Genomic DNA, 256 nt, shown 5'->3' with positions numbered 1-256 from the left:
CGGCAGGACCGACCAGGTAAGAACGCCCCCGCGCAGGCCCACTGCACCAGCCAACCTGCCACCCAAGCCACCAACCGCCAGCCGTTGCCACCGCACGCCAACGCCCCGAAGCCCACGCCCGCGCCCGCCCAGACCAAGACGCACGGGCGCGGGCGCCGTGCCCACCCGCCCGCCATCGTGGCCGCCCTCACCGCCGACGTGCCCCAGGGCTTCACCCTGCCCGACCGCCGTGGCGCGCTGGACAACCAACTGGTAC

General features: G+C 75.0%; 1 protein-coding gene. It reads left to right on the top strand.

Translation table 11 applies throughout. The features are described 5' to 3' along the window. Positions 1-256, top strand: a 256-nt coding sequence (locus ACQG3P_RS20570) for a hypothetical protein (RefSeq protein ID WP_426806082.1), incomplete at both ends; no start/stop codon positions are given.

The organism is Stenotrophomonas sp. SrG (assembly GCF_050031795.1).
Lineage (GTDB): Bacteria > Pseudomonadota > Gammaproteobacteria > Xanthomonadales > Xanthomonadaceae > Stenotrophomonas > Stenotrophomonas rhizophila_A.
This window is presented reverse-complemented; position numbering and strand designations above follow the sequence as displayed.